The sequence below is a fragment of the Francisella sp. Scap27 genome (assembly GCF_013394105.1).
Taxonomy (GTDB): domain Bacteria; phylum Pseudomonadota; class Gammaproteobacteria; order Francisellales; family Francisellaceae; genus Francisella; species Francisella adeliensis.
The window spans coordinates 952294-978691 of sequence record NZ_CP041326.1; the positions used below are offsets into that span (position 1 = coordinate 952294).

Genomic DNA, 26398 nt, shown 5'->3' on the forward strand with positions numbered 1-26398 from the left:
TTATTTGTTTTAGTGACTGGATTAACCATTAATCCATTCATTTACAGTTTTTACACTATAGTTGTTATCAATCTTACCCATCTCATCAACAGCTATTGCAAATGCTTCAAATGCTCCTGAAGTTGTAAGGTATGGCACACGATTCATAATAGCGGATCTTCTTAGTGCTAAGCTTATATTTAACTCTTCACGCATCGAAGTATTTACAAGTATATCAATCTTTCCAGCTTCTATAGCTTCTACCGTACTTGTCGCTGATGAGTTTTGGATATTATCCGAAGCTTTATCAAAATGCACACAATCAATACCATTCTCTTTCAAAAATGTTTCCGTACCACTCGTTGCATATATATTAAAGCCTTTTGCAACTAAACTACGAATTGGCTCTAACACTTTTGGTTTATCTTGATTACTCACTGAGATGAGAATACTTCCACTTAATGGTAGTGTATTAAATGCCATCTCTTGAGCTTTATAAAAAGCTACACCAAACGATTTATCTATACCCATAGCCTCACCAGTAGACTTCATTTCAGGACCTAAATAGCAGTCAACCTCAGCAAACCTACCGAATGGAAATACCGCTTCTTTTACTGAGAAATGGCTTGGGATTGGGTTATTTAGCGTAAAGTCTCTCAACTTATGCCCTATCATCAATTTAGTAGCAATGTTTGCAATACTATTACCAGTTGATTTAGCCACAAATGGTACAGTTCTTGAAGCTCTTGGATTTACCTCGATTACAAAAAGCTCACCGTTTTGGTAAGCAAACTGAACATTCATTAATCCAACTACATTTAGCTCTTTTGCTAGCTTAATAGTGCTTTCCATAACTTCTATGATTTGTGCTTCTGTCAGTGAACGCGTAGGAATAGAGCAAGCGGAATCACCTGAGTGAATGCCCGCTTCTTCTATATGCTCCATTATACCTGCAACAAAAACCTCGTCCCCATCAGCAAGAGCATCAACATCAAGCTCGACAGCATCTGTCAAGAATTTATCAATTAAGATAGGTCCTTCTAAGATACATTTACCATTTACCTTTATGTAATTATCTAGCTCTTCTTTAGAGTGAATAATTTCCATGGCTCTACCACCTAAAACATTAGATGGACGCACAACGATTGGATAACCTACTTTCTCTATACTTTTTGTAAGCTCATTGATACTGTAGGCGATGTCATTTTTTGGTTGTTTTAAACCAATTTTATCAAGTAGCTCTTTAAACCTCTCTCTATCCTCAGCTAAATCAATCATATCTGGATTAGTACCAAGAATTGGAATATTATTTTCAAAAAGTGCTGAAACTAGCTTCAATGGAGTTTGTCCACCAAATTGAACTATTACACCTAGAACTTCACCTTTTCTCATCTCATTTTTAATGATATTTAATACATTTTCCGCCATTAATGGTTCAAAATAAAGCTTATCAGAAGTATCATAATCCGTTGAAACTGTCTCAGGATTACAGTTAATCATAATAGTTTCGATACTCTCTTCAGCTAAAGATTTTGAAGCATGCACACAAGCATAATCAAACTCTATACCCTGACCAATACGATTTGGGCCACCGCCAAGTATTATTACTTTTTTGTTATCAGTAATATCAGATTCACAATCTCTTATGATCTCTTCATGAGAAAAATGCTCATAAGTTGAGTACATATATGAAGATGAAGAATCAAACTCAGCTGCACAAGTATCAACCTTCTTATATGTTGGATAAATCTCTTTACCATAACGATAGTTACGTACATATTTTTCTGTTCTGCCAACTAACTTTGCAATTCTTGCATCAGAAAAACCAATATTTTTATAGATTGAGAAATCCTCTTTATCATTTGGCAAACCTGTTTCTTTGAGTTTTTGCTCAGCATGGACAATATTTGCAATCTGCTCAATAAACCATGGATCTATTCGGCAAGTATCAAATATTTCTTCCTCTGAAATCCCAAACCTTATTGCTTCTGCTACACGCAAAATCCTCATTGGAGAAAGCTCCTGTAGTGATTTTAGTATCGCAGCTTGATTATCAGCTAAAGACCCTTCACGATCAACTCCTGCTATCTCTACAGGATCTAAACCAGTAAGCCCAACCTCTAATGAAACTAATGCTTTTTGCAAACTCTCAGAGAATGATCTACCTATAGACATCACCTCACCAACTGACTTCATTTGTGAAGAAAGTCTATCGTCCGTTGTTGGGAACTTCTCAAAAGTAAACCTTGGAATTTTAGTAACGATATAGTCAATAGTCGGCTCAAACGATGCTGGTGTAACCTGTGTTATGTCATTATCAATTTCATCAAGTGTATAACCAACTGCTAATCTTGCAGCAACTTTTGCGATAGGATAACCTGTAGCTTTTGATGCTAAAGCAGATGACCTTGAAACTCTAGGGTTCATCTCAATCACAACTAACTTACCTGTATCAGGGTTTACAGCAAACTGTACATTTGAACCACCTGTCTCTACACCTATCTCACGTAATACAGCAATAGATGCATCACGCATGATTTGATATTCTTTATCTGTAAGAGTCAAAGCAGGAGCAACTGTTATACTATCTCCTGTGTGAATACCCATTGGATCAATATTTTCTATCGCACAAACGATAATAGAATTATCGGCTTTGTCACGAACAACTTCCATTTCATACTCTTTCCAACCTAGGATAGACTCATCAATAAGTACTTCATTAGTTGGTGAAAGTCTTAGGCCATTTTTTACAATTGCCACAAATTCTTCTTTTGTGTAAGCAATACCGCCACCACTACCTCCAAGGGTAAATGATGGGCGAACAATTGCAGGTAGTCCGATATCTTCAAGAGCAATCATAGCTTGCTCCATAGTTTGCACTACTACATTTCTAGGTACGGCTAAGCCTATCTTTGCCATCGCTTTATTAAATCTTTCACGATTTTCAGCTTTATCAATAGAATCTGCTTTTGCTCCAAGCATTTCTACACCATACTTTGCTAATATGCCATCAGCATCTAATGCTAACGCGCAGTTTAGAGCTGTTTGTCCACCTACTGTTGGTAAGATTGCATCAGGTCTTTCTCTTTCTATAATTTTACCTACACTTTCACTGGTAATTGGCTCAATAAAAATCTTATCAGCAGTAGTAGGATCTGTCATGATAGTTGCTGGGTTTGAGTTTACTAAATAAACTTCATAGCCATCTTCTTTAAGCACTTTACATGCCTGAGTACCAGAGTAGTCGAACTCACATGCTTGACCAATTACAATTGGACCAGCACCTAAAACTAAAATACTTTTTATATCGGTTCTTTTTGGCATTTTCTATTTGCTCCCTTTTTTAGCTTCAGCAATCATTTCAGCAAATTCATTAAATAAATATTTACAATCATGTGGTCCTGGCGAAGCCTCTGGATGGTATTGTACGGCAAACGCTGGTCTATCTTTAAACCTTATACCCTCTACAGTTCCATCAAAAAGTGAGCTTACACTTATTTCCATATTATCAGGTACTTTTTCATCACAAACCACAAAACCATGGTTTTGACTTGTTATATATACTTTTTTAGTCTGGTTATCCTGAACTGGTTGGTTTGCACCACGATGACCTTTATGCATTTTCTCAGTGTTTAACCCGCCTGCTAATGCTAAAAGCTGATTACCAAGACATATACCAAATATCGGCATTTTATCTTTCAATAACTGCTTAATCACCCCTGCTGCATAACTTGATGTAGCAAATGGATCACCAGGGCCATTTGATAAAAATACACCATCAGGATTATGCTTTAGAATATCTTCATAAGTACTATCTGCAGGCACTACTATCACTCTAAATCCAGCATCTACTAAGTTTCTCAAGATATTATACTTCACACCATAATCTATAACGACAACTGTATATCTATAATCTTCTTGTTTTTTATATACTTGCTGGCCTAGCTGATAAGTATGCTCATTCCATTCATACTCTCTATTTGTAGTAACTGAAATTGCTAAATCTCTACCACCAAGAGTTGATTTATTTTTGATTCTGATTCTAGCGTAGTTTGCATCAAGAAACTCACCAGGTTTCACAGAAAGAATTGCAACCCTTACAGCACCTTCTTTTCTTATTTTACGCGTAATAGCACGAGTATCTACACCACTTATGCCGACTATATGTCTATTTTTAAGCCATGTATCTATACTCTTATTTGCTCTAAAGTTTGAAGGACTTGTGACATCTTCTCGCACGACCAAACCTTTAGCGAATACACCTAGAGACTCGTTATCTTCATTATTAATCCCTACATTACCAATATGTGGAAATGTAAATGTAATAATTTGTCCTGCATATGATGGATCTGTAAGTGTTTCTTGGTAGCCTGTCATACCTGTATTGAAACAAATCTCACCATCTGTCCAACCACGAACACCAACCGATCTACCTAAGTAGTATGTACCGTCTGGAAATACTAATAATGCATTAGTCATATCATTTGCTAATATCATAAAATAACCTTTTTAGAGTGAAAATATACTTTGAATGAAACTTTAGAGATAATTTTTCTTATCATTTTACTTATGTAAAGTTGATGGATAAATTAAAAGTATTGTATGGAGTGAAGTTACATCTGTAAAGAGCCAATGCGATCTTTTTTTTTATTTCTTTTTTTAGACTAGTTTTAAGGCTGTTTTTATAATAAAATTATCCTTTCAGCGCTTAATTCTTTAAGTATAAATATATATTGTAATGAAAAAAACACTCCTTATTATAACTCTTTTATTATCGCTTATCCCTGTTGCATACTCTGAGGGTAAGCTAGTTTTTGTTTCACTCATAACTCGGCATGGTGATAGAGCTCCATTTGCAAATATAGTCAATGCTGACTACAAATGGGGAACATCTCTTTCTGAGCTTACACCTATAGGTATGAATCAAGAATACAACCTAGGAAAAAGACTTAGAGAGAGATATATAAACCAATTTAAACTCCTAAGCAATAACTATGAAAATCAAAGTATTTTCACACTATCAAGCCACACAAATAGAACAGTTGTAAGTGCTCAAAGCTTGCTTGTAGGACTTTACCCTCCTGGCACTGGACCATCATTAAAATATGGCAACCCAGCTATTCAAGGGAGATTTCAGCCTATACCAATCATGACCCTTTCTGAAGATTCAAAGCTTGTAAGCTATCCATATGAGAACTATCTTAAGATACTTAAAAAACATATTTATCAATCTCCTGCTTGGTTGAAAAAGACCAAGGAAGTTAAACCTAACTTTAAAAAATGGCAGCAAATACTTGGAAACAAAATAACTGGGTTAAATGACATCATTACTGTTGGTGATGTTTTGATAGTTGCTAAGGCTCATGGTAAACCACTACCAAAAGGCTTACCTCAAAAAGATGCTGATCAAATTATCGAAATAACAGATTGGGGACTTGCTCAGCAATTCAAATCTCAAAAAGTTGCATATACATTAAACGGCGAGCTAACAAATAAAATACTAATTGATCTAATAAGTGCTTCTACAGGTGACTCTAAATATAAAATGACATACTACTCTGGGCATGATCTTACTCTGCTTGGCATTATGGGGACCTTGGGTGTACCACTAGATGAATCTCCTAGTTATGCTAGCCATATTGAATTTGAATTATACCAAGATGACGGAAACTATTCTGTAAAAATCAGATATAACGATCAATATATCAAACTACCAATAATGGATGAAGATGATAGTTGTACGCTAGAGGCACTCTCGAACTATATCACAACAATCAATAATAAATTTTCAAAGTAATTCTTATATTTCTATAATTCAGTAATTTCACTATTTTGATGAAGCTAATAACTATTCAGCTAGATGACACTTTATTTTTTGCTCAAACTTATGTTTAGTATATAAATTCAGTTAACTAATCTGATATCATTAATCTGTAAATTAATCTTCTAGGAGAAAATCATGAGCTGCCCATTTAAAGAAAGTAAAGGTTGTCCAATGAAAGCTTGCAAATGTTATTTAGGAATTTTTTTAACTATCCTCGCAATCTCCATAGGCCTTAAAGTTATTACATTTATACTAAATATTATACCTGGATCTGATTATGGTAATATCTGGTTTGTATTACTTGCTAGTATATTAGTATTATGTGCTAGTAAATACCATAAAAAAGGAAATAAAGGCTGTGGTACCGAATGTGACTGCCCTTGCAATAAAAACAATTTAGATAATGAAACTCCCGAGTCTAATGTAGGGAAATAAAACTTCAGTTAACTAATATATGTTTTATAATTCTGAAAAGTCATCCTTTCAGCTTGTCTATATTCAGGAATACCTTCCCTTGGCTGATCATCTATCAGCTTAAACTTAAGATCTGGAGAAAAATTATTCTCTAACTCATTTTGAGAAACACTAAATGGGGGGGCTTGGACTTTTTTATCATGCTCCATTACTAGGAGAAGCACTTGTGTTTGCTTTGTGATTACACTCTTCATCATTTCCGCATACTTAGACCTTAACAACTTCGGCAAAGCAATATATGCACCTCTATCATACCATATAGTAATATTTGGCAACTTTTGAGCAATCTTAGGTGATTCAAAAACATCTGATACATATATGCTCACATTCCCACCTTTATAGCACTTACAACCCTCTTGATCTAAAATTTCATACTCTATATAGTTTGTCGTAAAAAAAGATTTAACAGCCTTTTCCGAAATCTCAACACCTACAACTTTAATATTTTTAGATAAGAAAAATAAAATATCTATACTACTTCCACACATTGGGATAAAACATAACGAATTATTATCCACTTTTAATTTCGAAAAATGCTTAACTAAAAACTCATTCGCTGACTCTTGACAAAAATTTTCTACATCATTATTTTCCCAACGATCTAGCCAATATTTATTATTTACCTTATCAGTTTCAATCTCACTCATATCATTTGTCTTTTAAAAATTCTAGTTTAGTAAATATCATATCATCATTTAGATACTGTAGAGTCCAACTTTCGGTTACGACCCAAGTTAACGGGTTAGATCAAACTACTTGAAAAAAAATTTAAAGCATAAAATTCTTTCCAATATTTATTTTATCTGCCAAGATATAAACATCTAAAACCTAAAGCTATAAATTTATGACTAAGAATAAAAAAACCGTTGGTTTTATCGGTTGGCGTGGGATGGTTGGCTCTGTACTGATGAACAGAATGGCACAATCTAATGATTTCGAAAAAATCACACCTTTGTTTTTCACAACTTCACAACAGGGCCAAGAAGCTGAGATAAATGGTAATAAACACCTACTTGAAGATGCTTATGATGTAAAAAAACTGGCTGAAATGGATATTGTTGTTACTTGTCAAGGTAGTGAATATAGCCAAAAGATATTGCCTGAGCTTCGTGCTAACAACTGGCAAGGTTTTTGGATAGATGCCGCATCTAATTATCGTATGGATGATAATTGCATAATAGCTTTAGATCCTATTAATCTATCAAACATCCAGCAAGCGATAAATAATGGTGTTAAGAACTTTATCGGCGGTAACTGTACAGTTAGCTTAATGATGTTAGCTATACATGGCTTGCTAAAGGCTCAACTTATTGAGTCTATATCTGTAATGAGCTACCAAGCAGTTTCTGGATCTGGTGCTCGTGCTATGAGCGAACTTCTAGAACAAAGTAAAGTTATGAGTGAAAACTTAAATACTAAAGATGCCCTAGAGCTAGAAAAAAATGTCCGTACTCAAACAGAAAATGATGATTTCCCTTGTACTCAGTTTATGGCTCCAATGGCTTTTAATCTAATTCCATTCATAGATACATTATTAGAAAATGGTCAAAGCAGAGAGGAATATAAGGCTCAAGCTGAACTCAACAAGATACTAAATTCAAAAGAAATAATTCCAATAGATGGTATTTGTGTAAGAGTCCCTGTACTTCGAGCACATAGCCAAGCCCTCACGATACATCTAAAAGAAGAGTATCCATTAGATGAACTAGAAACTATTATTTCATCAGCTAATGAATATGTGAAATTTGTACCTAACACGCCCGAAGATACTGCCAAACATTTGACTCCCCTGTCTGTTTCAGGTTCATTGGATATTGCAGTCGGTCGCTTAAAAACTACTAGCATCTCTAAAAAACATATACAACTTTTCACAGTTGGCGATCAACTTCTCTGGGGGGCTGCCGAACCTCTTAGACGAGTACTTAATATCTGTTTAAACACAGCATTCTAAAAATTTTTCCTAAATTTTCTAAAATATCTGCCATATTATATTTGACATTTTTTAAACTCAGATGCTAAAATCATATTCATAATAAGTTTTTCTAAGATCAACTTATTCTTAAGAAGAGGAGCGTAATCTATAGCCTCGACCTGAAAGTAATAACACTTAAAGATGGTTGATTTGCTAGATTTTATGCCGAAAGAATATAGAAGTTATTAGCTATATTCTTGGGTCTAATACTGAAAGGTAGTAGAACTGTCACGTTAATTATACGTGGGGAGCTTCGGTTTTAGCATTATCCTTTGCAGAATCTATTTTCCCTACACTAGCAAATATCTGGAGGGAATTTTCTTGAATAAACAACTCATTATTGCAAAATTTGGCGGTACTAGTGTAGCTAATACAAATTCAATCAAACATTGTATTGAAATTATAAAAAACTCACCACGAACAAAAATTGTCGTTGTAAGTGCTCAATCAGGTGTTACAAATCTTTTAGTACAGCTTGCAACACAATGTAATAATAAAAACTCAATCACTCAGGTTATTGAGGAAATTAAAAATATAACTAAACCTATACTACAAAATATTAATGACTTAGAAACTTCTATAAAAATTGATAATATTCTTGAAGACTTAAACTTACTAGCTGAAATGTCTTTACGACTTAAAACACCTCAATTATCTGATGAGATATTATCATTTGGTGAGTTTATATCTGCAACACTTATGACTCAAGCATTAAAAAACTCTGGCCTACCCGCTTTACATCTAAGTGCAAAAAATATCATTAAAACTGATAGTCACTTCGGTCAAGCAAAAGCTCTTACAACAGAAATTAGAACACATGCTCAGCAACATTTACTACCTCTACTTGAAGAAAATATTGTTATTCTTGAAGGTTTTATAGGTTCAGATAGTTTTGGACAAACCACAACTCTTGGACGAGGAGGTAGTGATTATTCAGCTGCATTAATTGCTGAAGCTATACAGGCATCTGCTTTACATATTTGGACAGATGTTCCAGGTATATACCAGGTTGACCCCAAAGTCATAGAGGAATCGACATCAATCGAGAAAATAACTTTTAATGAAGCAGCTGAATTAGCAACTTTTGGTGCAAAAATCATTCATCCAAGCACGCTATGGCCTGCAATACATAACAATATCGATATTTTTATAGGATCAACATTTAACCCTACTATAGCTGGGACATGGATTTCAAAAGAAAACCAACAAAACCCGCCTGTTATTCGTGCAATAGCTGAGCGTAAAAACCAAGTATTACTCACTATAAAAAGTTATGACATGGTACATGCTCAAGGGTTTCTTGCTAAGGTTTTTAACATATTAGCTCAACATAAGGTTAGTGTTGACTTAGTTACTACAAGTGAAATTAGTGTAGCACTAACTCTAGATCACATAGGTAGTCAATCTATTGGCAATACATTATTAACACCAAGTTTACTAAATGAACTTCATGAGATAGGTAATGTTGAGGTTAAGGTTGATAGAGATTTGTCTTTAATTGCAATTATTGGTAATGATATTCACCAAACAAAGAATATCAGTGCTCGCGTTTTCTCTGAATTAACTGAATACAATATTCGCTTATTTAGTCATGGAGCTAGTGGTCATAATATATGTCTGCTAGTTGATAAAGATAATTCTCCAAAAATTATAAGAAAAATATATAACCAGTTTTTTAATTTAAAAAGGAGTGCTATATGAAAATTGCAATAGTTGGAAAAGGCAAAACAGGTCAGGCTGTAGTCGACATACTAGGTACTGATAATATTTCTGAAATATTTGATTCAAAGAATATTGTTACTTCAGAAAAGTTAGATAAAGCTGATATTGCAATCATATTCGTTAATAGAGATACACTCATAAATATAGTGCCAATACTTCTAAATACTACGACTCCTATAGTCTGTGGGACAACTGGTTTTGAGTATTCAAAAGAATTTGTTGAAAAAATCAATATTAGCAAAAAGACATGGGTTGTAGCAAACAACTTTAGTTTATCTATGGTTTTTATAAAAGAGACTCTCGAGTCTTTAGGAAAAATCAAAAATTTAATCCCTAATGCTCAATATAGTATAGAAGAAACTCATCATACACAAAAACTTGATGCTCCGAGTGGTACGGCAGTATCTTGGCAACAATGGACTAATGTCGATGAATGCCCGATTTCTTCTATACGCGCTGGTGATGTAAAAGGTATACATGATCTTAGTATTGATTATGAATATGAAAGTTTACAATTTAAACATATTGCTCATGATCGCAAACTTTTTGCTCAAGGAGCTATTTGGACTGCCAAATATATTATTCAACACCCAAACACCAAAGGATTTCATCAGTTTGAAACACTTGTTAGAGGAGCTATAAATGGATATTAACAACAATCTTTATACCGCTATAATCACTCCAATGGATGAAAATGGAAAAATAGACTACTCTAGTTTTGAGAAATTATTAAGATTTCAAGCAAATTCAAAATGTGGCATCTTAATTTTAGGAAGTACTGGTGAAGCACTTGCATTAAGCTATGAAGAACAATGCCAAGTAGTCGAATTTACATGCTCACTAGGATTAGATAGTCCAATAATGGTAGGTGTAGGTGGATACCAACTTGATCAACAAATCAAATGGATAAATTTCTGCAATAATCAAAAAATAGATAGTTTTTTACTAGTCACTCCTCTTTATGCTAAACCAGGAACTTTAGGTCAAACCTCTTGGTTTCAGTCATTATTAGATACAGCTCAAAAACCTTGTATTTTATATAATGTGCCATCAAGAACTGGGGTAAACCTAAGTTATGAAACATTAGAAAACATAAAAAACCATAAAAACTTATGGGCAATGAAAGAAGCATCCGGTGATTTTGAGCGTTTTGCAAACTACATCAAAATTGCTCCTAACCTAAAAATATATAGTGGTGAAGATGCTATTCTGCCTGAGTTAGTGAATTATGGCGCTATTGGCTTAATATCTGTCATTGCTAATATTTGGCCACAGCAAACAAAAAAATATGTCCAGATGAGCATCAATAAAACTATAAATAATGATGTTGCTAAAGTATGGAAGCAAGCTACAGCTGCTTGCTTTGAGGTGGCTAACCCTATACCTGTCAAAGTATGGCTTGCCTACAAAGAGATAATCAAATCAAATACATTAAGAGCCCCTCTTATAGCTAATGAACTCAACAGCATAAAAAATGTTAACGATGCCGATACATTAATAAATACCTACTATGAAGCAATATAAAACACACAAGGAAGAAATAATGAACTGGGAAAAAAACTTAGAACAATTACAAAAAGGTGAAATAAGAGCAGCTAACCAATTAGCTAATGGTAACTGGGAAGCTAACACTGAAGTTAAGCAAGCAATATTAGATGCTTTTAAAGCTGGTGAAAATAAAAATTTTAATGGAATTTACGAAGGCTTTGTGGATAAGCACAACCTCTCTCCACGTAAATTTAACACCACAGATGCAGTTCGTATGGTACCTGGAGGTTCATCTGTTCGCGCTGGTGCATATGTAGCTCCTTCAGTTATTATTATGCCTCCATCTTACATAAATACAGGTGCATATGTCGATAAAGGGACAATGGTTGACAGTCATGTTTTAGTTGGTTCTTGTGCACAAATAGGTAAAAATGTTCATTTATCTGCTGGCGTACAAATAGGCGGTGTTTTAGAGCCTATAGGTATGAGCCCTGTGGTAATTGAAGATAATGTTTTTGTTGGTGCTGGTGCTGTTATTGTTGAGGGTATCGTAGTCGGTAAACGAGCTGTTATAGCTCCATCTGTTTCTTTATCAAAAGGAGTTTCTGTCTATGATAGTGTAAATGAAAGAGTATTAAAAAAAGGTGAAAAGATTCCAGAGGGAGCAGTTGTAATTCCAGGATCTCGACCAGTAAATACAAAATGGGGGCAAGAGCATGATCTACAAATGTATTGTCCTATAATTATCAAATATCGTGATGATAAAAGTGAAAAATCTCTTTCGCTAGAGGAGGCATTACGCTGATGTTTTGTATCGAACAACATAAAGATAATTTAAATAAACTCACAAAAGATATAAAGTCTCCTTTTTTCTTTTATGATCTTGAAGAATTAGAAAGTAATCTAAAAAACATTAAAGCCTTACCTATTAAACTATGGTATGCCGTTAAAGCAAACCCCTTATCTAGCATCATAGAAACCGTTTCTGAACAAGATATTAATTTTGATGTTGCTAGTATCGGTGAGCTTGACCAAGTACTCAAACAAAATGTAAACCCTGAGAATATCTTACATACAGGTCCTGCCAAATCTTACAATCAAATTTGCTATTTCTTGGAGAAAGGCGTGAGTATTTTTGTCTTAGAAAGTACCCAGCAATATGCAGATTTATCCAAAGCCTCTAAACTTTACAATATAGAAGTTAAGGCATTACTTAGAGTTCAATTAAAGTGGGATAACTCTTGCGAAAAGAATGTTCTTGGTGGCGATAGTATTACACCTTTTGGTCTACCTCCTCAAGCGTGGAAAGAGTACTTTAGTACCAATCCAAACAATAACCAACACATTAACATTATTGGTTTGCATTGTTTCCAATGGGGAAATATTACTAGTTCGAGTAAGTTATGTAATTTATGGCAAACTATCACACAGTCACTGATTGACTTAGCATCTGAAATCAAGATTGATTTACAAGTTATAGATCTTGGTGGTGGACTTGGAATACCTTACTATAATGAAGACGAAAAACTTAATATCGAAGATATAAAAGCCGCTTTAGATAAATTAAAAACCGAATATCCCCAAATAGATTTTTGGCTTGAGCTAGGCCGTTATGCTGTTGGTGAATGTGGAGTTTATATAACTCAGATAATTGATAAAAAAGATGTTCATGATAAAACCCTACTTGTACTTGAGGGTGGTAGCCATCATTTAATTCGTCCTTTTGTTAGTAAGCAATCTTTCCCTGTATTTAATTTAAATAGAAATGATTCATCTAAAAATACAATGGAGTTACATGGACCCCTGTGCACTAGCATAGACTATTTAGGAAGTATTGATTTACCTCAAACCACTAAACCAAACGACACTCTCGTATTCAAACAAGTTGGTGCATATGGCTTTACTGAAAGTATGCCATTTTTCTTATGCCATACTTTACCTGCCGAAGTTATATACAAAAATCAGCAAATAAAAATTATTAGAAAAGCAAAAAAAGCTAGTGAATGGCTAGTGTGATTAATCAAAAACAAATACATGAAGTAGATTTCCTAAAACCCTATAATAAGTAGCGCACTTTTTTGCTATACTTTCATCTAGGAACTGAAAAAGGAGAAATCAAAATGTCTAATGAAAATCTACTTATAAAAAATGCTACTGTTGTCAACGAAGGCAAAAGCTTTAAGTCAGATGTGCTTGTTGAAAATGGCAAGATAGCACAAGTTGCTGAGAATATCTCAAAAGAAGTTGGTAAAGTAATTGATGCTACAGGACTTCATTTATTGCCAGGTATGATAGATGATCAGGTGCATTTTAGAGAGCCTGGTCTTATGCACAAAGGCGAGATTGAGACAGAATCAAAAGCTGCTGTAATGGGTGGTATAACTTCTTATATGGAAATGCCAAATGTAAACCCTGCAACTACTGTTGTTGAACGATTAGCTGAGAAAAAAGAGCGCGCTGCGGCTAGATCTCACGCAAACTATGCTTTTTATCTTGGTGCTACAAATGACAATGTAGCAGAGCTAAAACGCCTAAAGCCAAATGATGCTTGTGCTATCAAGATATTTATGGGAGCTTCAACAGGTAATATGCTTGTAAACAACAAAGAAACACTGGAAGGATTTTTTAAAGACAGCCCTCTTCTTATAGTGACTCATTGTGAAGATACTCCGATGATTACAGAGCTAGAAAATAAAGCTCGTGAAAAATACGGTGAAGATGTACCATTTGACTTACACGCAGAAATTCGCTCAAGAGAAGCTTGTTTTAAGTCTTCTGATTTAGCGGTTTCTTTAGCTAGAAAATATAATTCAAGACTTCATGTACTTCATCTAACCACAGCTGAAGAAATGGTGCATTTTGATAATACTATTCCATTAGAAAAAAAACGCATTACAGCAGAGGTTTGTGCTCATCATTTATTTTTCTCACGCAAAGATTATGCAGAAAAAGGTTCTTTGATAAAATGTAACCCTGCAGTGAAAGAAGAAAGCGATCGTTTGAAACTTTTAGAATGTGTTGCAAACGATACTATCGATGTAATCGCGACAGACCACGCTCCGCATACTTGGGAAGAAAAGCAAGGTACTTACTTTAAAGCTCCTGCAGGACTACCACTTGTAGAAGAAGCCTTAATCTCTGTACTAGAGCATCATCATAATGGTTTCTTAACTCTTGAACAAGTAGTTCAAAAGACAGCTCACGCCCCTGCGATAGTTTACAAAGTAAAAGATCGTGGCTTTATCCGTGAAGGCTATGCCGCTGATTTAGTTTTAGTAAACTTAAATGAACCACATACTCGTTCCGATGAAATCAGTCACTACAAATGCGGTTGGACTCCATTTGCAGGTCGTACCTTTAAATCAAAGGTACAAACTACTATCATCAATGGTATTGTGAAATACCATAAAGGTAAAGTAATTAGTGACCAAAGAGGTCAATGCTTAGAGTTTAATCATGAGTTTTGATAATATTTAACCTAAGTATTTTTTATGAGCACCGAGAAAGAAATTGATAAGTTTAAACCTAACTTGCTGGATAGTTCAGTAACTGTTTCAAAAATGATGGCTAATTTATTTCCTGGGGTAGGAAGCATAGCAGAAGGTTTAAGTTTTTTAATAAAAGGTCAGAGGCTTGACAGAGTATGCGATGTTCTTGAGAGTATTATAAAAAGAGTTGATGAGCTTTCCCTTTCAGTACAATTTTTTGAAAAACTACAAGGAGATGAAAAGTTTGAGTATATCTTCTCAGAATTAATGAATGAAGCTGCTAAGCCAAGTATAAGTAATAAGAAAGAATATATTAAAAACCTTGTAGTAAAAGGGTTAGATAATGTCTCTAGGGAAGTGATATATAATAATATGTTTATTAGGTTTATTTCAGATCTTGATGAAAGAGAAATTTTATATTTAGCAACTTTTGTACATTATGATTATCCAAACCAAGCTGAAACATTTACAAAATATAAGCAGGTTTTTGAAGGTTTAGAAGATGACTTTCGTTATCACAAAAGTTTAGAAAAAATCTATATTAGTAACCTAATAAGCAAAGGATTATTGTTCAAAAAAGAGCCTCAATTTTCTGAATTTGTTCAGCAGTTAGAGTATCATAATCCAGAAATCACAGATTTAGGTGAAATATTTATAAAATATATTTATGAGGAGGGTTAAAAACTACTTAATATACTCATCAAACCAAGCAATCTGCTTAGCAAGTATTTTCTTTAAAGGTTCTCCCTCATAGCATTCATAGTGACTAACACCTTCTAAAACCATAAGCTCCTTTGGCTGATTAGCTTTTTCATAAAGTATATGCGACTCCTCAACAGGGTTTACAGAGTCAGTATCTGAAGCTGTGATTAGTACAGGAATTTTTAAATCACCGATATAATTTTCAGGCTTATGTGAGATCGTTTCATTAACTGTCAAAAATGGAATCTTAATATCAAAAGCATCATACTCTTTACTATACCTTTCATAAAAGCCTTTTGATTGCTCATCTGTAAGTACTTTATGTAAAGGTACCATCATCTCTTTACCAGTCTTTTCTTTTTTAGCTAGCATTTTATCGATCATGCCAAAGAACTTTTCTTTCTCTTCTTCAGACATATCGCCAGTGATTACTCTTTCACCATTAGCAAAAGTTAGCTGTACCGATAAGCACTTTACAAGATCATTTTGTGCTGCAGCAATTATTGCATTTGCACCACCATACGAAGTACCCCATAGTCCAATTTTAGCAGAATCCACAAAATTTAAACTAGCGACATAGCCAGTAGCAGCATGAATATCTTCTATCTGTAGCTTAGGTACTAATCGCCCTCTTTCACCTTCACTTTCGCCAAATCCTCGATAGTCGAAGTTAAGAACTATATACCCAGCTTTTGCAAAAGCTTCTGCATACGCAGGAAGTAGTACTTCTTTGAAACCAGCAAAACCGTGACATAAAACTATGGCAGGGTATTTATTGTTTTCATTAAAATTTTCAGGTGTATATAGTAAGCCCGCGATAGATGAGCCTTGAGATTTAAAAGTTATTTTTTCCATGATTGTAATTATCTTAAAATATTTTGTTCTATATAAATATTTTATCAGAATACAGGTTTGAATTATCTATTTAAAAAACTCTAGTTAGAGGTTTTATGTTTTACATCAAGCAAAGCAAATATAAACTCTCTATTAGAGTCTAATCTTACAGATCAATATTTAGTGTCTTAGCTAATGCTTTTAGCTTTTTCATAGTTTCTGGTAAGTGGCGAATAGCAGCCCATTGCTTCATTAATTCACGGCCTTCATAAGCTGGGTAGCCCATATGGCTTTCACCAGCAGGGATGTCTTTCATAACGCCAGCTTTACCACCAACTCTTGCACCATCACCAATATTTACATGATCCTTTATACCTGCATTACCAGCGATAATTACACCATCACCAATATTTACCGAGCCACTAATTCCTGCTTGTCCACAGATCATACAACCCTTACCAATAGTTACATTATGTCCTATCTGCACAAGATTATCTATCTTTGTAAAATCACCAACTGTTGTCGAGCCAAATTTAGCATTATCTATACAGCTACCAGACCCAACATCTACATAATTACCTAAAACAACATTACCAATATGCGGAACTCGAACTATAGTACGACCATCCTCTGATGGACGATAGCCAAAACCATCACTACCAACATTACAACCTGAATAAAGTCTACAAAAAGCACCTATAATAGTTCTTTCTCGTATGCTTACATTTGGCCAAATTATACATTGTGGTCCTACTTGAGCATTATCATAAATCGAAACATTTGCATATATTATAGTGCCTTCACCAATGCTAACATTTCTACCAATATATGTACCAGCACCTATAGATACATTTTCACCAATATTAGCTGACGGGTCAACTACAGCAGCTGGATGGATCCCATTTTGCTCAGGGTCAGGATCTACAAAATATTCTAAAACTTTTGCCATTGCTAAATCTGCATTTTCAACGATGAGTATTGGCTTATCATTAATATCAACAACTCTATCTTTAAGCTCTTTTGTAATCAACGCCGCACTAGCTTTTGACTTAGCTAAGAGTTTTACATGCTCCAGCTTATTAATAAGAGTAAGCTCTCCCTCTTGTGCTTTGTCAGCATAGTTTAGTCCTGTGACAACTTTTTCGCTAGGATTAATAAGCTCCGCACCCAAATGTTCTGCAATTTCTTTTATGGTATGTTGCATTACTCTTCCTTGTAATTAAGTTTTAATCATTTTGAGTCTGAAAATATTTTTTAAAAACATGAAATATTTTTCAGTATATAGAATTGATTATATCACTTTATATAATCTTGTGCCTGAATTAATGCTAATTCATCACTATTGATATTATGAGTAACTTTGAATATACCATCTAAACATACAGTAATATTTTGCAATGCTTTAGAAAAATTTTCTTCCTTTAATATATAGCTTAAAAACATCGCAGCTGTAATATCTCCAGACCCACTAACTTTAGGCTGTACTATATATTTTGCAGATTCTAAATATTCAAAGAAACCATCTTTGTAAATAGCAATTCCAGTCTTATTTTTATCAAAAGATGTGCTTGTAACTATTATAGTTTGTGATTTATTTTTAGTCTTTTTAATAAGATTTTCACAGGCCATAACAATATCATCATATGAGCTAATATCTGTATCACTTAGTATAGACAATTCAAATAAGTTTGGGGTAACGATATCAGCTATTGGTAGTAAGTTTTCTAAAAACATTTGCGGATGATCTTTCGATGCAAAAATATGCCCTTCATCATTATGATCATAAAAATCTCCAAAAACAGGATCACAACAATATATAGCTTTAGGATTTAGCTTTTTAAGATCTATAACAGTATTTGCAATAACTTTAGCAACTTCAATATTACCAATGTACCCCGACAATAACGCATCATGCTTACCTAAGAAGCTATTCTCTTTCAGTCCATCTATAATCGACTGAATATCTTTAGCACTGAAGAAAGCTCCTTTAAAAACATCATACTGTGTATGGTTTGAAAGCTGTACTGTATATATTGGAGACACTTCAACCCCTAACCTTTGCATAGCAAATACTGCAGCCTTATTTCCAGCATAGCCATAAGCAACATGAGATTGTATTGATAATACGCGAGGAGTTTTCATCAAAATAGTTATAGTCCTAAGTTGGTTCTAATATCTGAAAGTAAAATAACTGAAGACTCTTTATCTCCAAAAGTTCCAATCTTGATATATATGTTCACAATATCGTAATTATCTCTAACTATTTTAACACTAAACTGTTGCTGTGAAGACTCAACTTGGCCAGATATTTCAGCGATATTATCTTTAGCATCTTTACTAACAATTTTATAGTCACTGTTATTACCCAAAGCTAAAATAGTTGCGTCATAGACACTCTTAACATCACTATTATCTATCTGTGCAGAAAATGTACCATTTACGAATCTCACAACACTATCACTTGCAGAGTTGAGGTCTTCAGCCATACTACTGTTTTGCGAGCATGCATTTAACGCTAAAGCAGCCGCAACACCAACTATAATTATTCTTAGTTTTTTCATGTTTTCTTCCTTGAGAAAATACTCTAGAAGCTAATTCTATAATAGACAAATCATGATGTAAAATATAATCACAAAAGATTCATAGCAGTTTTGCAGCTAAATCCACATTGGCTTAAATATAAGAGGTAAAATAGTAATACAAAAAATACTGCCCAATACCAAAACAGCAGTTAGTATTACATATAAGGTTGATGAATTATCTTTTACTGCGTTTAAACTCTTCGATTTAAAGATTGATAAACAAAAACCAAAAATAAATACGGAGCCAAAAAGACCTAAAGAAGTTTTAAACATCGCATTTAACATTCCATCAACCATCCCAGCCGTAAACATCATGATAAATATACAGTGCAATGGATTAGCACAAATCTCAACTCTTTGTTTGAACAGATTTTTAATTGAAACTAATATTACGGCAGCAGCGCCTATAAATGCAGGTATACCCCATTGTGACCATATCTCTAAAAGTAAGTTATGAGGATACCCAGCAGAATATTTAGTATAAACCAAATAATTCCACTGTCCTATACCTGTTAGTGGGTGATTTAGACCTATTAGAAATGCTTCATGCCACAAAGATAATCTGCCACTTGTACCATATCTCATCAAGGTTGAAACTTGCGATGTTCCTGAAGATAAAATATAACTAGTATAAGCATAATCAATTAAATACGCTAAACTAAACGCTAGAACGAATACCGTAACAGTTACTTTAAAATACTTCTTAGAATAGATAAATAGTAACGGTAAAATGACTATATATTCAGCATATATAGTTCTAAAAGCGTGGTTTATAAGTACAAACCAAACTACTGTAATTGCTATAAATGAACCAATCTTATAGATAGGTCTCATGTCGATAAACCACGGTAATAAAAGCAATGGCAGAAACCAACTAAAATAATTATCCAAAAATCTAGGATTCAAACAGTTGTATAGATATAAAAGTACTTTCTGTATATTTCCTGCTACGACAGATCCATAAACTGAGTAGTTTGATAACCATAACTGTAATGCTAAAGTACCACCAAAGAAAATTAATGATAGCATTACAATTTTATAAAAAATCTCTACACCATATTGTTTTTCTTGAATATAGCGAGCCACAAATAGTACATTTATAAACTGTAAGAATGTCAATCCAACGCCTTTAATTGCTATAGATGGTGAGAAAGCAAAACAAGAAGAAATTATCCCAAAAGTAAAAAATAAAAGTATCCCTGATTTAACTACCCTACTAAACCCTTTAAAATAATCGATAACATCAAATAATATTTTTTTATTAAGAAGTATTGCTAAACTACTGATGCAAAGGCTATAGTAAAAAATATAATACCTATGTATAAACAATCCTATGTTAGCACTAGTTAGATCATTTAAAAATTTTTTACCACTGCCAGAAGATATATCGACTAGATTTAATGAAGTAAAATGTTCAAAAGGCATTAAAAAAACGATAAATAGCGATATACATAGAAAGGCGAATATAATGTCGCTGAAGGCTATTTTTTTTGTTAAAGTGTTCATTAACTTATAGTTATAAATAATTTTGTTATAGTTTAGCAAAATTATTTCATTAAATCTTTAGGAAAAATTATTCTATATTGATAGTCTTTTTAGCTAAGATCGAATTATCTGATTTATTTACAAGCGAAACAGACCACTTACCCTTACAAACTATATCATCAGCCATCACACTTTGACTGTCTTTAGTGTAGTCTTGGTCTTCTTTATATTTAGTTATCGGGAAAGAAGTACTATAGCAATTACTTTCTTTAGGTGCTGTCCAAGTCAAATAAATTGAACCTTGTGGCGCATCATTCCAGTTTGTTATTATATTAGCATCTATTTCATTTGTTTTCGCAACATAAACTATCTTAAGAGTGGCAGAAGGGTTAACAGTTGTAACATTTTCACCATCTTGATCTGGGTTTTCAAGAGTATCATCAGGGTTTATAGATATAGATTCATCTGAGCTGTACATCTTATCCATAAATGCATGATATGAACTACAGCTACTTAAAGCTAATGCTGATAGTGACATTAAAAGTATTTTCTTCATTTAATTACCTGTTTATTATTATGTTTTTATATTAATCTGAGGTACCAGAAACCTTAGCCTTAACCTCTTTAACTTCTCTTTGATTTTCTTCAAAAGTAGCTTTTACGATTTCTTTCTTTATCTTGCTGATTTCATTATTTGTTTCTTTTACAGAAACTTCTGTTGCTTTTACTTTTTCTTCTAACTTCTCTGATTTTTTCTCATATGTATCTATTTTTGATGAGTATCTTTTCAGCCTTCTTTGTAAGACAACGGATTTCTGAGCAGACTCCATAAGTTTACTTTTTACTGCTTGTTTGCTAGAGTCTTTTTTATTTTTTAATAAGACATACTCCTCTTCTAATTCTTTTAAATTAGTTGTCTGCTCTTTAATTAATTTTTCATATTTATCAGTTAGCTCATTATATTTTTGGACTTTTAAATTAGCCTCTTTAAGCTGCTTTTTTGCATCCAATAATTCTTGTTGTGTCTGCTGCTGAGTTTTCTCTAGTTTAGCAAGTTTTTCAACTGAATCTGTAGCACAACCAGCTATCAACATCACTGAAATACAACCTAAAGAAACAAATATTTTTTGTAGTTTAGTCATAACGCTATAAACACTTATAATCTTAGTAGAAATTCTATCATCATGTGCTAATAAGTAAAACAACTATTTACTTTTTAGAGCTAAGTTGTGCTATTTGTGATGATATTTTTGAGGCTTGATTAGCTTGAGTTTGAGATGTTGCTTTTAGCTGAGTTATCTGTGAGGCAAATGTGTTTGCTTGAGATCGATATTTATTAATTTTTTCATCAATATCGACCTTTTGTTTCACTTTAGATACAAGTTCACTATTTACAGCTATGGCACTATCATTATTTGGATCTTCAAATTGCCCATACGCAACTTTCAAATCAGATATATCTTTATCCATTTTGTCAGATTTTTTCTGTAGTTCATCAGCTTCTGCTCTATATTTAACAACCTTATCTTTAAGTACCTGGATATTAGCAAGACTTTCAGATGCTTTATTTTGCAATTGTTTTTGAGTAAGCTGTAGATCATTAATCTGATCTTGTGTACTTGTCACACAAGAACTCAGCATAATGCTTAAAGATATACAAACAACGAATAATCCTATTTTTTTCATAGAAACCCTTTTTATTTTTTATATAAATGTAGATTAGTTAACGTTCAATGTATCCGTTGCGATAATGTCTCCATCAAACTCAACATTTGCAGTCCAATCACCTTTACATTCATTTTTGCCTTGCTTAACTTGAACAGTAGCCCAAGTCATATCATTTTTCTCACCATATTTAGTGATTGGGAAGCTAGTGTCGTAGCACTTAGTGCCTTTAGGTGCTTTCCACTGAAGTTTTACACTACCGTTTGGATTGTTATTATACGTTGTATAAATAGTCGCCTTAAGTTGGTCACCATCCTGCTTTAAACTAATCTTAGATACTGGAGTTGAAGAATCTGCACTTACAGCATCTGGGTTTACTTGTACTGTTTGAGTATCATTAGCTGAATCACTAGTATTTGCTGATTTAGAATCATCCCCAAATCCAAATGTTGAGCAACTTGCTAAAGCTGCAACCGTCATCGTAATAGCTCCAAATTTAATTATATTTTTCATAGCATTCTCCATTCTTATGATTAAAAAATTTTTAGTCTTCAATTGCATTATAGCACTATTGCCATACAAATAAACCGTTCTACATCAAATTATGATACAGCCTACACTTCTCCCCTCATTTACTAAAAGGTTATAGGTTTTGCAAGCCTTCTCACTTGCCATAAAATCTACACTTTTGCCAGCATTTGCTAATTTAGCTATGATATCTATAATTGGAAGTTCTTGTTTTGAGCCTGTACCAATCAATATAACCTCAGGGCTATCTTTGAGCAATATATCAAGATGATCGCTATTTATGTCATTAAGCTTGATTATATTATTATCATATTCGACTACCTTTTGTGACGATACTATTACTGCTTGACTATAGCTCCCTACATTTAACCTTATATTACCAGGCTTATATTCTATAAAATAAAGCTCCGCATCATTTCTTTCTTCTTGTAAACTCATCATAAAATAAACCTTGATATAACTGATATTTGAACTTATATAATATTATATATCTAAACCAGTTCGGAGAAAACATGAACTCATTACTAACTTATTCTGATCTACCTAACCTCGCTAATTTTAATGCTGATGAAATAAAAGCAGCAATTGATGAAAGTCTTACAACAGCACAAACTAACCTTGATAACACATTAAAACAACGACAAATATCATGGGTAGACTTACTTAAGCTAGAAGAAGATGATGAAAAAATCACACAAATATGCTCAACAATATCTCATTTAAATGCCGTTTGTAATACTCCAGAATTACGTGATGGATATGAGTATGCTATATCTAAGCTCACAGAGTTTTATACGAAAGTTGGTCAAAATAAAGATCTCTTTAACGCCTATAAACAAGTACAAAAGCAAGATTTAAACTCTGAGCAAGCTCAGACTGTCAAGAAAGCTATAAAAGGTTTTGAAGCATCGGGAGTAGACCTTGAAGAATCAAAGAGAAAACGACTACAAGAAATATCTCAAGAATTAGCAAAGCTAACAACCAGCTTTGAAAATAATGTTTTAGATGCAACTATGAGCTGGGTTTACGAAACAGATAATGAAGCTGAACTTAAAGGATTACCTGAAAATACTATCTCTGCAGCAATTGAAAAAGCAAAACAAAAAGAGTCTAAAAGCAAATATGCTTTAGGAATAGATATACCGACATATCTAGCAGTTATGCAACAAGCCGATAACAGAAAGCTAAGAAAGACTTTTTATAAAGCATTTTGTACTAAAGCATCAGCTGAAGCTGAAAATAAAAGCTTTAATAATGATGATAATATCGAGAAAATCCTTAAATTACGCATAGAAAAAACTCAATTACTTGGTTTTGATAGCTATGCTGATTATTCACTTTACACAAAAATGGCTGAAACTCCTAAACAAGTTTTAGAGTTACTAAATAATTTATTAGAAAAATCAAAGTTACAAGCAAAAGATGAGCTTAATGAATTACGCGAATTTGCCAAAGAATCTGGCTTTGAAGATGAATTCCAACCTTGGGATACTGGGTATTATTCAGAAAAACTCAAAAAAGCTAAATATGATTTTACCGCTGAAGAGTTACGTGAATACTTCCCACTAGAAAAAGTACAACAAGGTTTATTTGATATTCTAAATAAAATATACGGTTTAGAAGTTAGAGAAAACTCTAGCTACAAAAAGTATATTGAGGAACAACGTACACTAGATTTTTATTCTAATAATAACTATGTTGGTACTATTATTTGTGACTATTTCGCACGCGACAATAAACGCGGTGGTGCTTGGATGGATGGCTCTCGTACTGCTTTCATAAAGTCTGATGGCTCACAGCAAATGCCTGTTGCCTATGTAAACTGTAACTTTATGCCACCTTCAAAAGATGGTGCAAACCTTACGCATAATGATGTAGTAACGCTATTTCATGAATTTGGCCATGCTCTACACCACATATTATCAAAAGTTAGCATCCCATCTATATCTGGTACAAATGGTGTTGAGTGGGACGCTGTCGAGCTACCAAGTCAATTTATGGAAAACTTTTGTTGGTGCAAAGAAGGTTTAGACTTAATGTCTGGCTCTCGTGACGGTAAAGCTCTTACAACTCAGCAAATAGATAAACTAATAGGTACAAGACATTTCCAATCAGCAATGGCAATGGTTCGCCAACTTGAGTTTGCAATTTTTGATATGAACATTCACTATAAAAAAGCTACTAAAACTTCACAAGTGCAAATGGAATTAGATAAAGTAAGATCTACCGTAGACCTTATGTCTGCTCCTAGCTACAATAAATTCCAAAATGGGTTTTCACACATTTTTGCTGGTGGTTATGCTGCAGGATATTATAGCTATAAGTGGGCAGAAATCTTATCATCCGATATATTCTCTAGGTTTGAAGATGAAGGTGTTTTAAGCAATTTAGTTGGAAATGATTTACTTAAAAATATCATCTCAAAAGGATCTTCACGAGATGCTATGGATAACTTTGTTGGCTTTATGGGTCGTAAGCCTAATGAAAATGCGTTATTACGACACAGTGGTATAAAATAATCATCATATCTTTTAAGAATTGTTATAAATACAATTCTTAAATATCTACATTTTCCAGACAATATCCACTACAATTAATCATTCCTCAAAATAAAAACATCCCATAATGATAAAAGTTTTTTATGATGGAAAATGTGGTCTCTGCTCAAGAGAAATTAGATACTACAAAAGAGTAGCCCCTGAAAATATATTTAAATGGATAGATATAACAACATCTACAGATACTTTAGTAAATGAAAATCTTGAATATAATGACACTCTAAAGCTTTTACATACTAGAGATAATGAAGGTAACTTATTTATTGGCTTAGATTCATTTATTTTGATATGGCAACAATTAAAATATTGGAAAATACTTGCAACAATAGTTTCATTACCAATAATTAAACAAATCTCAAACACAGCATACAAAGCTTTTGCAAGCTGGAGATTTAAAAGACTAAGTTACTGTAAAATAACACCAAACAAAGGAGAGAAATAATGACTTTAATAATTGGAGCTATACTAGGACTTATATCTGTAGCGATAGGAGCCTATGCCGAGCATGGATTAAAAACACATATTTCTAGTGAACATTTTGATATGCTAATGACCGCGATTCGCTATAATCAACTCTATGCTATTTTAATAACTGTTATAGGCCTAGTTTCACTTACAGCTCACAACATAGCAAACAGTATATTTCTAAAGCTTAGCTCTATACTATTTATCCTGGGTACTTTGATGTTTAGTTTTAGTATATATTGCTTCGTAATATTTAACCTATCTCAAGCGTTAAGATTAGCTCCAATAGGAGGAACCACTCTTATGTTAGGATGGGGCTGTTTGATTGTGATGGGAACGCTAACACTCCAAAGAAAAAAGCATTAAATTCTTAAAAAACACATCCATGCTCACTATACCTTTAAAAATCAAAATCATAATTAATTCTCTGCATTCATTTTAGGATCATATTTTATGAAAAAGCTATATACAAGTCTACTAATTAGTCTATTAGGAGTACATGTTATGCTAATAGTGACCAGGAAACTACTGATAATAAAATGTGTTCAGAATAAAATCTCGAATGAATCAAACAATACCCTATACACTGAAGAAATAGCTAATGATTGTGGGATGTAGGTGATCTTGACAGT

Annotated in this window: 26 protein-coding genes and 1 riboswitch; of the genes, 13 read left to right on the top strand and 13 right to left on the bottom strand. The window is 33.4% G+C overall.

The window, feature by feature from the left end; translation table 11 throughout:
* Positions 1-21: 21 nt before the first annotated feature.
* Together carB and carA are read right to left on the bottom strand one after the other, a co-directional pair.
* Positions 22-3303, bottom strand: coding sequence for a carbamoyl-phosphate synthase large subunit (gene carB, locus FLM55_RS04550; RefSeq protein ID WP_178948247.1), 3282 nt, complete (start codon positions 3301-3303; stop codon positions 22-24).
* 3 nt (positions 3304-3306) lie between these two features.
* A complete protein-coding gene (carA, locus tag FLM55_RS04555) occupies positions 3307-4476 on the bottom strand; it encodes a glutamine-hydrolyzing carbamoyl-phosphate synthase small subunit (RefSeq protein WP_178948248.1) in 1170 nt (389 codons plus the stop codon).
* Positions 4477-4717: 241 nt separating this feature from the next.
* Here carA and FLM55_RS04560 point away from each other — a divergent pair, with 241 nt between their 5' ends.
* Both FLM55_RS04560 and FLM55_RS04565 read left to right on the top strand, forming a co-directional pair.
* The gene (locus FLM55_RS04560; protein ID WP_178948249.1) at positions 4718-5776 is read left to right on the top strand and encodes a histidine phosphatase family protein; all 1059 of its coding nucleotides are present in this window, start codon (positions 4718-4720) and stop codon (positions 5774-5776) included.
* Between the two features lie 162 nt (positions 5777-5938).
* On the top strand, positions 5939-6238 hold the full coding sequence (locus tag FLM55_RS04565) for a hypothetical protein (RefSeq protein WP_178948250.1): 300 nt from the start codon (positions 5939-5941) through the stop codon (positions 6236-6238).
* Between the two features lie 8 nt (positions 6239-6246).
* Here FLM55_RS04565 and FLM55_RS04570 read toward each other — a convergent pair whose 3' ends face one another.
* On the bottom strand, positions 6247-6924 hold the full coding sequence (locus tag FLM55_RS04570) for a thiopurine S-methyltransferase (protein WP_178948251.1): 678 nt from the start codon (positions 6922-6924) through the stop codon (positions 6247-6249).
* A 197-nt stretch (positions 6925-7121) separates the two neighbouring features.
* On the opposite strand from FLM55_RS04570, the gene asd reads away from it, so the two are divergent.
* From asd to FLM55_RS04610, 8 genes are all read left to right on the top strand, one after another.
* Positions 7122-8228 carry an aspartate-semialdehyde dehydrogenase gene (gene asd, locus FLM55_RS04575; protein WP_178948252.1) on the top strand — a complete coding sequence of 369 codons (1107 nt, stop codon included), beginning with the start codon at positions 7122-7124 and terminating at the stop codon, positions 8226-8228.
* A gap of 105 nt (positions 8229-8333) precedes the next feature.
* Positions 8334-8511, top strand: a riboswitch (Lysine riboswitch).
* A 59-nt stretch (positions 8512-8570) separates the two neighbouring features.
* Positions 8571-9950, top strand: a complete 1380-nt coding sequence (gene lysC / locus FLM55_RS04580) for a lysine-sensitive aspartokinase 3 (RefSeq protein WP_178948253.1) — start codon at positions 8571-8573, stop codon at positions 9948-9950.
* Positions 9947-10624 (top strand): dihydrodipicolinate reductase C-terminal domain-containing protein, encoded by a 678-nt coding sequence (locus tag FLM55_RS04585; protein WP_178948254.1) that lies wholly within the window; start codon positions 9947-9949, stop codon positions 10622-10624. Before lysC ends, FLM55_RS04585 begins: the two co-directional genes overlap by 4 nt.
* Positions 10614-11495, top strand: coding sequence for a 4-hydroxy-tetrahydrodipicolinate synthase (gene dapA / locus FLM55_RS04590; RefSeq protein ID WP_178948255.1), 882 nt, complete (start codon positions 10614-10616; stop codon positions 11493-11495). The genes FLM55_RS04585 and dapA overlap by 11 nt, the downstream gene beginning before the upstream one ends.
* Before the next feature lie 19 nt (positions 11496-11514).
* Entirely contained in the window at positions 11515-12264 is a 750-nt protein-coding gene (locus tag FLM55_RS04595) for a 2,3,4,5-tetrahydropyridine-2,6-dicarboxylate N-succinyltransferase (RefSeq protein ID WP_178948256.1), read from the top strand.
* Positions 12264-13475 (top strand): PLP-dependent decarboxylase, encoded by a 1212-nt coding sequence (locus FLM55_RS04600; RefSeq protein ID WP_178948257.1) that lies wholly within the window; start codon positions 12264-12266, stop codon positions 13473-13475. Before FLM55_RS04595 ends, FLM55_RS04600 begins: the two co-directional genes overlap by 1 nt.
* Before the next feature lie 104 nt (positions 13476-13579).
* The gene (locus FLM55_RS04605; RefSeq protein WP_178948258.1) at positions 13580-14926 is read left to right on the top strand and encodes a dihydroorotase; all 1347 of its coding nucleotides are present in this window, start codon (positions 13580-13582) and stop codon (positions 14924-14926) included.
* Positions 14927-14950: 24 nt separating this feature from the next.
* Positions 14951-15628 (top strand): hypothetical protein, encoded by a 678-nt coding sequence (locus FLM55_RS04610; protein WP_178948259.1) that lies wholly within the window; start codon positions 14951-14953, stop codon positions 15626-15628.
* Positions 15629-15631: 3 nt separating this feature from the next.
* Here FLM55_RS04610 and FLM55_RS04615 read toward each other — a convergent pair whose 3' ends face one another.
* The 10 genes from FLM55_RS04615 to FLM55_RS04660 form a co-directional block, all read right to left on the bottom strand.
* A complete protein-coding gene (locus FLM55_RS04615; protein WP_306293445.1) occupies positions 15632-16570 on the bottom strand; it encodes an alpha/beta hydrolase in 939 nt (312 codons plus the stop codon).
* Between the two features lie 79 nt (positions 16571-16649).
* The gene (gene lpxD, locus FLM55_RS04620; protein ID WP_178948260.1) at positions 16650-17687 is read right to left on the bottom strand and encodes a UDP-3-O-(3-hydroxymyristoyl)glucosamine N-acyltransferase; all 1038 of its coding nucleotides are present in this window, start codon (positions 17685-17687) and stop codon (positions 16650-16652) included.
* Between the two features lie 92 nt (positions 17688-17779).
* A complete protein-coding gene (gene pdxY / locus FLM55_RS04625) occupies positions 17780-18625 on the bottom strand; it encodes a pyridoxal kinase (protein ID WP_373193967.1) in 846 nt (281 codons plus the stop codon).
* An 8-nt stretch (positions 18626-18633) separates the two neighbouring features.
* On the bottom strand, positions 18634-19044 hold the full coding sequence (locus tag FLM55_RS04630) for a DUF3568 family protein (protein WP_178948261.1): 411 nt from the start codon (positions 19042-19044) through the stop codon (positions 18634-18636).
* Positions 19045-19140: 96 nt separating this feature from the next.
* Complete coding sequence (locus tag FLM55_RS04635; protein WP_256868925.1) at positions 19141-20571, bottom strand: O-antigen ligase; 1431 nt, start codon at positions 20569-20571, stop codon at positions 19141-19143.
* A gap of 67 nt (positions 20572-20638) precedes the next feature.
* The gene (locus tag FLM55_RS04640) at positions 20639-21106 is read right to left on the bottom strand and encodes a TUL4 family lipoprotein (RefSeq protein ID WP_178948263.1); all 468 of its coding nucleotides are present in this window, start codon (positions 21104-21106) and stop codon (positions 20639-20641) included.
* Between the two features lie 31 nt (positions 21107-21137).
* Entirely contained in the window at positions 21138-21692 is a 555-nt protein-coding gene (locus tag FLM55_RS04645; protein WP_178948264.1) for a hypothetical protein, read from the bottom strand.
* A gap of 67 nt (positions 21693-21759) precedes the next feature.
* Complete coding sequence (locus FLM55_RS04650) at positions 21760-22236, bottom strand: hypothetical protein (protein ID WP_178948265.1); 477 nt, start codon at positions 22234-22236, stop codon at positions 21760-21762.
* A 33-nt stretch (positions 22237-22269) separates the two neighbouring features.
* Positions 22270-22728, bottom strand: coding sequence for a TUL4 family lipoprotein (locus FLM55_RS04655; RefSeq protein ID WP_178948266.1), 459 nt, complete (start codon positions 22726-22728; stop codon positions 22270-22272).
* 84 nt (positions 22729-22812) lie between these two features.
* Positions 22813-23184 (bottom strand): Mth938-like domain-containing protein, encoded by a 372-nt coding sequence (locus FLM55_RS04660; protein WP_178948267.1) that lies wholly within the window; start codon positions 23182-23184, stop codon positions 22813-22815.
* A 71-nt stretch (positions 23185-23255) separates the two neighbouring features.
* On the opposite strand from FLM55_RS04660, the gene FLM55_RS04665 reads away from it, so the two are divergent.
* The 3 genes from FLM55_RS04665 (at position 23256) to FLM55_RS04675 (ending at position 26132) form a co-directional block, all read left to right on the top strand.
* Positions 23256-25262: a M3 family metallopeptidase gene (locus FLM55_RS04665; protein ID WP_178948268.1), complete on the top strand. Its 2007-nt coding sequence runs from the start codon at positions 23256-23258 to the stop codon at positions 25260-25262.
* A gap of 106 nt (positions 25263-25368) precedes the next feature.
* The gene (locus FLM55_RS04670) at positions 25369-25743 is read left to right on the top strand and encodes a thiol-disulfide oxidoreductase DCC family protein (protein ID WP_178948269.1); all 375 of its coding nucleotides are present in this window, start codon (positions 25369-25371) and stop codon (positions 25741-25743) included.
* On the top strand, positions 25743-26132 hold the full coding sequence (locus tag FLM55_RS04675; protein ID WP_178948270.1) for a DUF423 domain-containing protein: 390 nt from the start codon (positions 25743-25745) through the stop codon (positions 26130-26132). Before FLM55_RS04670 ends, FLM55_RS04675 begins: the two co-directional genes overlap by 1 nt.
* Positions 26133-26398 lie beyond the last annotated feature (266 nt).